The sequence below is a fragment of the Nocardia sp. NPDC004573 genome (assembly GCF_053602135.1).
Genome location: NZ_JBSGDA010000023.1, coordinates 120,495 through 127,962, shown reverse-complemented (window position 1 = coordinate 127,962; position 7,468 = coordinate 120,495). Strand labels below are relative to the sequence as shown.

The 7,468-nt window shown below is 68.7% G+C and carries 7 protein-coding genes; 2 read left to right on the top strand and 5 right to left on the bottom strand.

What is annotated here, in order from left to right; all coding sequences use genetic code 11:
- Positions 1-129: 129 nt before the first annotated feature.
- Genes ACWEKR_RS28385 through ACWEKR_RS28365 form a run of 5 tightly spaced genes read right to left on the bottom strand, consistent with a single transcriptional unit; the run spans position 130 to position 4,628 of the window.
- Complete coding sequence (locus ACWEKR_RS28385; RefSeq protein ID WP_452357036.1) at positions 130-546, bottom strand: nuclear transport factor 2 family protein; 417 nt, start codon at positions 544-546, stop codon at positions 130-132.
- Positions 547-574: 28 nt separating this feature from the next.
- Entirely contained in the window at positions 575-1,459 is an 885-nt protein-coding gene (locus tag ACWEKR_RS28380) for a TIGR03619 family F420-dependent LLM class oxidoreductase (RefSeq protein ID WP_452357044.1), read from the bottom strand.
- A gap of 5 nt (positions 1,460-1,464) precedes the next feature.
- Positions 1,465-2,631, bottom strand: a complete 1,167-nt coding sequence (locus tag ACWEKR_RS28375; protein ID WP_195088404.1) for a thiolase domain-containing protein — start codon at positions 2,629-2,631, stop codon at positions 1,465-1,467.
- Entirely contained in the window at positions 2,628-3,665 is a 1,038-nt protein-coding gene (locus ACWEKR_RS28370; RefSeq protein WP_452357035.1) for a thiolase domain-containing protein, read from the bottom strand. Before ACWEKR_RS28370 ends, ACWEKR_RS28375 begins: the two co-directional genes overlap by 4 nt.
- 12 nt (positions 3,666-3,677) lie before the next feature.
- Positions 3,678-4,628, bottom strand: a complete 951-nt coding sequence (locus tag ACWEKR_RS28365; RefSeq protein WP_452357034.1) for a Zn-ribbon domain-containing OB-fold protein — start codon at positions 4,626-4,628, stop codon at positions 3,678-3,680.
- Between the two features lie 130 nt (positions 4,629-4,758).
- On the opposite strand from ACWEKR_RS28365, the gene ACWEKR_RS28360 reads away from it, so the two are divergent.
- Positions 4,759-5,796, top strand: coding sequence for an LLM class F420-dependent oxidoreductase (locus ACWEKR_RS28360; RefSeq protein ID WP_195088391.1), 1,038 nt, complete (start codon positions 4,759-4,761; stop codon positions 5,794-5,796).
- A 22-nt stretch (positions 5,797-5,818) separates the two neighbouring features.
- On the top strand, positions 5,819-7,411 hold the full coding sequence (locus ACWEKR_RS28355; RefSeq protein WP_452357033.1) for an acyl-CoA synthetase: 1,593 nt from the start codon (positions 5,819-5,821) through the stop codon (positions 7,409-7,411).
- Positions 7,412-7,468: the final 57 nt, after the last annotated feature.

The window sequence follows — 7,468 nt, the reverse complement described above, 5'->3', positions numbered from 1 at the left end:
CAAAACGCTCGGCTGGGCAACCCCAGCCGAGCGTCTGCGTGATCTACTGACGACCACATAGCCATCAGGTGTTGCGAGGACCCCGAGAATCCGCCCCGCAGTGCGAGGGCCCTTTCGCGTCCGACCGCGTCAGTCGGCCGGCCGCGCGGTCTTCATGGCGCGATCCACCTCCCAGAACGCGCGCAGTGCGGCGATCTTGCCGTCGTCGTCCACCCGGTAGGTGAACACGCCGTCGGCGTCGATCCGGTGGCCGCCGATGGTGCTGCGGATCGTGCCGGTGAAGGCGACTTCGTTGCCGCAGGCGAAGGAGTCGCCGAACAGGAACTCGATCAGATCCGTCTTCGCGATGGCCTTGTCCCAGAACGCGGCGATGGCCTCGGTGCCGCGGTGGCCCTTGCCCTGCGGATCGAAGCCGGACGGGCCGATGGGATCCTCCACGATGCCGTCTTCGGCGAACAGCGCGACCCACGCCTGCTTGTCCCGCGCTCGCACGGCGGCCTGCGATGCGAGGCCCGCGGCCCGGGCCGGATGTTCGGTGGTGGTCATACGGCCTCCCTTGGCCGGCGAGTCGTCCTCATCGCGCTGCGAGGACGGGTTCGGTGATGTATTGCCGCGCGAACTTGCGCAGCGAGTCCTGCTTGGCGGCCAATTCGCCGTCGAATCCGATGCCGTCGGCCAGCCAGGGCACCACGATCGCGTCGGTGACGCCCGCGTCGGCGAGGTCCTGATAGCCGGACCGGCCGAACCTATCGACGCAGACCGCCTGGATCTCGAACGGCTCGTCGGTCCGGCCGTACTCGGCGCGCAGCGCGTCGAGCTTGTCGATGGTGCGCCGCAGTTCGTCGTAGGTCATCATGGCCGAGGTCCAGCCGTCGCCCACCCGCGCGGCGCGTCGCAGCGCCGCGTCGGTGTGCCCGCCGATGTAGAACGGAACCGGCTCGGTCGGCGCCGGGCTGATCTGCAACGGATCGAAGTCGAAGAACTCGCCGTGGTACTCGACCATGCCACCGGCGAGCACGAGTTTGATCACCTCGATCATCTCGTCCACCCGTGCGCCACGGCGCGCGAACGGCACGCCGCACCACTCGAACTCCTCCGGCGCCCAGCCGATGCCGACGCCGAAACCGAAGCGGTTACCCGACAGGTTGGCCACCGAGCCGACCTGCCGGGCCAGCAGCAGCGGGTTGCGCGAACCCAGCTTCAGCACGTTCGTGTAGAAGCGGATGCGGCTGGTGACGGCCGCCATGGCGGTCGCGCCGATGAGCGGGTCGACCCAGGGGGTGTCCGGTCCCCAGAACCGGCTGCCGTCGGCGGTGTACGGGTACTTCGCCGCCGCCGACTTCATGTAGAACAGCGAGTCGGGCAGCGCGATGGAGGAGAATCCGCACTCCTCGGCGGTTTTCGCGAGCTCCGTCAGCTGGTCCAGCGGACTCAGCGCGATGCCGACGGTGAACTGCAGCGGGGTCACCGCCGCTCCGATCCGACCACCCACATCGAGAAGTACTGCGAGCCACCGCCGTACGCGTGACCCAGCGCCTTGCGCGCGCCCTCGACCTGATAGTCCCCGGCCCGCTGCATGACCTGCTTGGCGGCCTCGGCGAACCGGATCAGCCCGGAGGCGCCGATCGGGTTGGACGACAGCACGCCGCCGGACGGATTGACCGGAAGGGTGCCGCCGATCTCGGTCTCGCCCTTGTCGGTGAGCTTCCACCCGTCGCCCTGCGGCACGAAGCCGAGGTTCTCCAGCCACATCGGCTCGAACCAGGAGAACGGGACGTAGATCTCGGCCACGTCGATCTCCTCCAGCGGGTTGGTGATGCCCGCCGTCTCCCACAGCGCCGCGGCCGCGTCCCGGCCCGCCTGCGGGTTGACCTGGTCGCGGCCGGCGAAGGTGGTCGGTTCGGTGCGCATCGCGGTGCCGTGCACCCAGGCGACCTTCCGGCCGGTGGCCTCCACCGCCTCGGCGGCCTCCGCGTCGCCGAGCACGATCGCGCACGCGCCGTCGGAGGAGGGGCAGGTCTCGTCGAAGCGGATCGGGTCCCACAGCATCTGAGAGGCGAGCACCGATTCCAGCGTGATGTCGGGCTGCTTCAGGTGGGCCAGCGGGTTCTTGGCGCCGTTGCGTCGATCTTTCACCGCGACCATGGCGCCGATGTGGCTCGGCGCGTTGGAGCGCCGGATGTAGGAGCGAACGTGCGGCGCGAAGTACCCGCCCGCGCCGGCGCCGACCGGCATGGTGAACGGCACCGGAATCGACAGCGCCCACATGGCGTTCGACTCCGACTGCTTCTCCCACGCCACCGCGAGCACACGCTTGTGCACGCCCGCCTGAATCAGGTTGGTCGCGACGATGCCGGTGGAGCCGCCGACCGACCCGGCGGTGTGTACCCGCAACAGCGGCTTTCCGGTAGCGCCGAGCGCGTCCGCCATGAACAACTCGGGCATCATGACGCCCTCGAATCCGTCGGGCGCTTTGCCGACCACGACCGCGTCGATATCGGCGATGGTGAGACCGGCGTCGGCGAGGGCCCGGTCGATGGCCTCACGGCACATCCCGGCCATGGACACGTCGGTCCGTTTCGTCACGTGATGGGTTTGTCCGGTGCCGAGCACCGCGGCTGGCAAGCTCATCGGTTCTCCGATTCCAAAACGGTCACAAGATTCTGCTGGAGCGCGGGGCCGCTGGTGGCGTGGGCCAGCGCACGATCCGCCGTGCCCGCGATGATCGCCTCGGCCGCGAAGCCGATGCGTTCCAGGCCCGCGGCGAACATGGGATGCGCCGCGAGCGCGCCGCCGGACGGATTGACCTTCGTGCCGTTCTTCAGCCCGATCGCCTCGGCGAGGATCAGCTGCTGATGGCTGAACGGCGCGTGCAGCTCGGCGATGTCGAAATCGCTGACGTCGCCGCCGGTGACCGCCTTGGCCGCGGCGGCCGTCGAGGGCGAGACGGTGAGGTCGCGCGCGCCGAGCACGGGAGTGTCGATCCGATGCGCCATGCCCGTGATCCACGCGGGACGCTCGCACAGTTCGCGGGCGCGGTCGCCCACGGCGAGCACGACCGCCGCCGCGCCATCGGTGATCGGCGCGATGTCGTGCGCCCGCAGCGGATCGGCGACATACGGCTGTTCGAGCAGGCTGTCGGCGTCACCGGACGCGCCTGCGGCCACGGCCGCCATGTCCCGCTCGGTCCAGCGGCCCGCGTCGAGACCGGCGCGGGCCTGTAGGCCCGCGATGGACCAGGCGTCCGGCCACAGCGGCGCGACCACGTACGGGTCCAGCTGCATGGTGAGCACCTGGCGCAGCGTGCCCGCCGAGGACTTGCCGAACCCGTACACCAGCGCCGTCTTCGCCTGCCCCGAGCGCAGTTTCACCCACGCCTCGTACAGCGCCCAGGCGGCGTCCATCTCGACGTGCGATTCGTTGATCGGCGGCACCGCGCCGATGGCGTCGATCGCCGAGATGAACGAGAAAGCCCGCCCGGCAAGGTAATCGGACGAGCCAGAGCACCAGAAGTCGATGTCGGACTTGGTGATGCCGAGCCGGTCGTAGAGCTGCTGGAAGCAGGGCACCAGCATCTCGACACCGTTGGTGGTGCCGAAGGTCTCCGGCACGTGCGGCGCGTGGGCGAAACCCACGACCGCGATGTCGGTGGCGTTGTCAGTCAACGTGCGCTTCTCTCAGAGGTGATGGGAGTAGGTCTCGTAATCGGCGTCCGGCTCGCCGGTGGGACGGAAGTGGTCGACGTTCTCCAGGCCGTAGCCCCACTCCTCGCGCGGCTTCCACACCGCCTGCACCCGCATGCCCATGCGCACTTCGCTCGCGTCGCACCCCAGCACCAGGTGCAGCACCGGGATGTCCGCACCGTCCAGCAGCACGTAGGCCGCGACGTACGGCGGCTTGATCCGCTGCCCGAGGAACGGCACGTTGACGATGCAGAAAGTGGTGACCGTGCCGCGATCGGACAACTCGATGAACTCGTCGGTCGGCCTGCCGTCGGTGGGGTTCGCGCCGCGCGGCGGGAAGTACACCTTTCCCGCGGCGTCGGTGCGCGCGCCGATCAGCTTGCCTTCGGCCAGCCCGCGCAGGTACACGGTCTCCTGCGGCGAGGCGGTGTGCTTGTAGGACAGATCGACCGGCGTGGTGAGCATGGTGACCGGGTCGGCCGCGGCGGATTCCGGCGGTGCGGAGGATTTCTCGCCCGGCTCGAAGCAGGCGATATCGCGAATGCTGCCCTCGGTCTGCTCGGCCCAGCGGGCGGTCACCCGCAAGCCTTTTCGGATGTCCTCGGGTGCGGCGACGTCGACGGCGTGCAGCAGCGTGGTGTCCGCGCCGTCCAACCGGATCAGCGCCCAGGCGAACGGGCGGTCGAACGGCTGGCCGGGCAGCGGCTCGCGCACCCAGGTCCACGACTCGACGGTGCCGGTGTCGGCGACGTCGACGAATTCGGTCAGCGGTTCGGCGGTGATCGGATCGTATTCCGGCGGCGGCACGATCACCCGGCCGTCCGAGCCGCGCACGCCGACGATCTTGTGGTCGCGCAATCCGGTCAGGAAGGTTCCGATGGTGGAGCCGACGGAGCGGGTGTAATCGAAACGCACCCGTAGGGGCGCGCTGAGTACCTCGGGCACGGCGCCCGTGTTCAATGCCGTGCCGCTACCACCAGCGATTGCCGTGGATGCAGTATTCCCCTGAGTCACGATATCGAGTAGAACAGGTTCTAACTCTGGTGGCAAGCAGTTGATCGGAAAGGGGTCCGGGGTGAAGTTCGGATTGCAACTCGGGTACTGGATGGCCCAGCCGCCCGCGAACGCGGGGGAGCTGGTGGTGGCGGCCGAGGAAGCCGGGTTCGACGCCGTCTTCGCCGCCGAGTCGTGGGGGTCGGACGCCTTCGGCCCGCTCACCTGGTGGGGTTCGGCCACACGGCGGGTGCGCCTTGGCACCTCGGTGGTGCAGATGTCGGCGCGGACGCCCGCCGCGACCGCCATGCACGCGCTCACCCTGGACCATCTCAGCGGCGGTCGCGCCATCCTCGGCCTGGGCGTCTCGGGTCCGCAGGTGGTGGAGGGCTGGTACGGCCAGCCCTTCGCCAAGCCGTTGCAGCGCACCCGCGAGTACGTCGGGATCGTGCGCCAGGTGCTGGCCCGGCAGGCGCCCGTCACCAGCGACGGCCCGCACTACCCGCTGCCCTACACCGGGCCGGGCTCGATCGGGCTCGGTAAGCCACTGAAGCCGATCGTGCATCCGCTACGTGCGGATTTGCCGATCTGGCTGGGCGCGGAGGGGCCCAAGAACGTGGCACTCACCGCCGAGATCGCGGACGGCTGGCTGGCCATCTACTACGCGCCCCGGCTCGCCGGGATGTACGACGAGTGGCTCGATGAAGGTTTCGCGCGGGCCGGCGCGCGGCGTAGCCGAGACGACTTCGAGATCGCCGCGAGCTGCCAGGTGGTGATCACCGACGATCCGGCGAGTGAGCTGGAGCGGATGCGCTGGATCATGGCGCTCTATATCGGCGGCATGGGCGCGCCGGAACTGAATTTCCACGCTCAGGTGTACCGGCGGATGGGCTACGACCGTGAGGTCGACGAGATCGGCAAGCTGTTCCAGTCGGGCAAGAAGGCGGAGGCCGCCGCGGCGGTGCCGGACGAGCTGATTCTGGACACCGCGATCATCGGCGACGAGGAGCATGTCCGCAAACAGCTGCGGGTCTGGGAGGCCGCCGGCGTGACCATGATGCTGGTGTCGGTTCCGGATGTCGCGCAATTGCATCGGCTCGCACCCCTTGTCGAACAGTAGAACAGGTTCTAAATTCGAAGACGTGACTGCCTCACCCGCCCCGTCGGCTCCTAACCGTCCCTCTGCGCAGCAACCGGAAGAAGTCCTCGGTCTGTGGAACATCGCCGAAGCCGAACCCGATCGGATCGCGATGGTCGATCCCTGGGGCCGGGAGGTGACGTATCGCGAATTGGCCACGCTCGCCGATCGTTACGCCACCGGCCTGCGCGGGCTCGGCTTGAACACCGGTGACGTGCTGGTGAGCATGGTGCACAACTGCGTGGAGGCCATCGCGGCGTATTTCGCGGCCTACCAGTCGGGGTTGTACATCGTCGCGGTGAACTGGCATCTCACCGGTCCGGAGGTCGCCTACATCCTGGCCGACAGCGAGGCGAAGGCGTTCATCGCCAGCGATCGTTTCGCCACCGCCGCGAAGGCCGCCGCCGACGAGGCGGGACTGCCCGCCACGGCGCGCTTCGCGGTGGGCGAGATCGAAGGCTTCAAGTCGGTGGCTTGGCTCGGCGCCGCGGACACCGGCCGTCCGTCCGACCGCAGCACCGGCGCGCCCATGCTCTACACCTCCGGAACCACCGGACGGCCCAAGGGAGTTCGGCGGCCGCTCACCGGCGCGGACCCCGACGTCGTCCCGCCGCACACCACCGCGTTCTTCGGCCTGTTCGAGCTCGCGCCCTACGACGACCACGTGCACATCTGCGGCTCGCCGCTATACCACACCGCGGTGCTGAACTTCGCCACCATCTCGATCCAGCTGGGCCACAAGCTCGTTCTGATGGATCGCTGGGACGCCGAGGACATGCTGCGGCTGATCGACAAGCACCGGGTGACGCACAGCCACATGGTGCCCACCCAGTTCCACCGCCTGCTCGCCCTGCCGGAGGAGGTGCGCGCCAAATACGACGTGTCCTCGCTGCGCAGCATGGTGCACGGCGCCGCGCCCTGCCCGCAGGAGACCAAGCGGCAGATGCTCGAGTGGTGGGGCCCGACGGTCACCGAGTACTACGCGGCCACCGAGGGCGGCGGCACGGTCATCAACGGCGCCGACTGGCTGCGCAAGCCGGGGTCGGTCGGCAAGGCGTGGCCGTGGTCGGTGATCAAGGTGCTCAGCGAAGAGGACGGCTCCGAGGTGCCGGCCGGGGAGCCCGGTCTGGTCTACATGCGTATGGGCGCTTCGAGTTTCGAATACCACCACGACAAGGAAAAGACCGAGGACTCGCGCGTCGGTGACCTGTTCACCGTCGGCGACATCGGTCACCTCGACGAGGACGGCTACCTCTACCTGCACGACCGTCGTTCGGATCTGATCCTGTCCGGCGGGGTGAACATCTACCCGGCGGAGGTCGAGAACGTCCTGATCACCCACCCGAAGGTCGCCGACGTGGCGGTCTTCGGCATCCCGCATCCGGATTGGGGACAGGAAGTGAAGGCCGTCGTACAGCCCGCCGACGGGATCGACGGCGACGACGCGCTCACCGAGGAACTGCTCGCGTTCGCCGCCACGCAATTGGCGAAGTACAAGATGCCCAAGTCGATCGACTATCTGCCCGAACTGCCGCGCGACCCCAACGGCAAGCTCTACAAGCGCAAACTGCGCGAGCGGTACATCCCCGCGTCCTGAGACACGCCGCCGGACAGACGGCGTCGGGCAGAACCCGGCCCACGTCCGGCGGAGGGT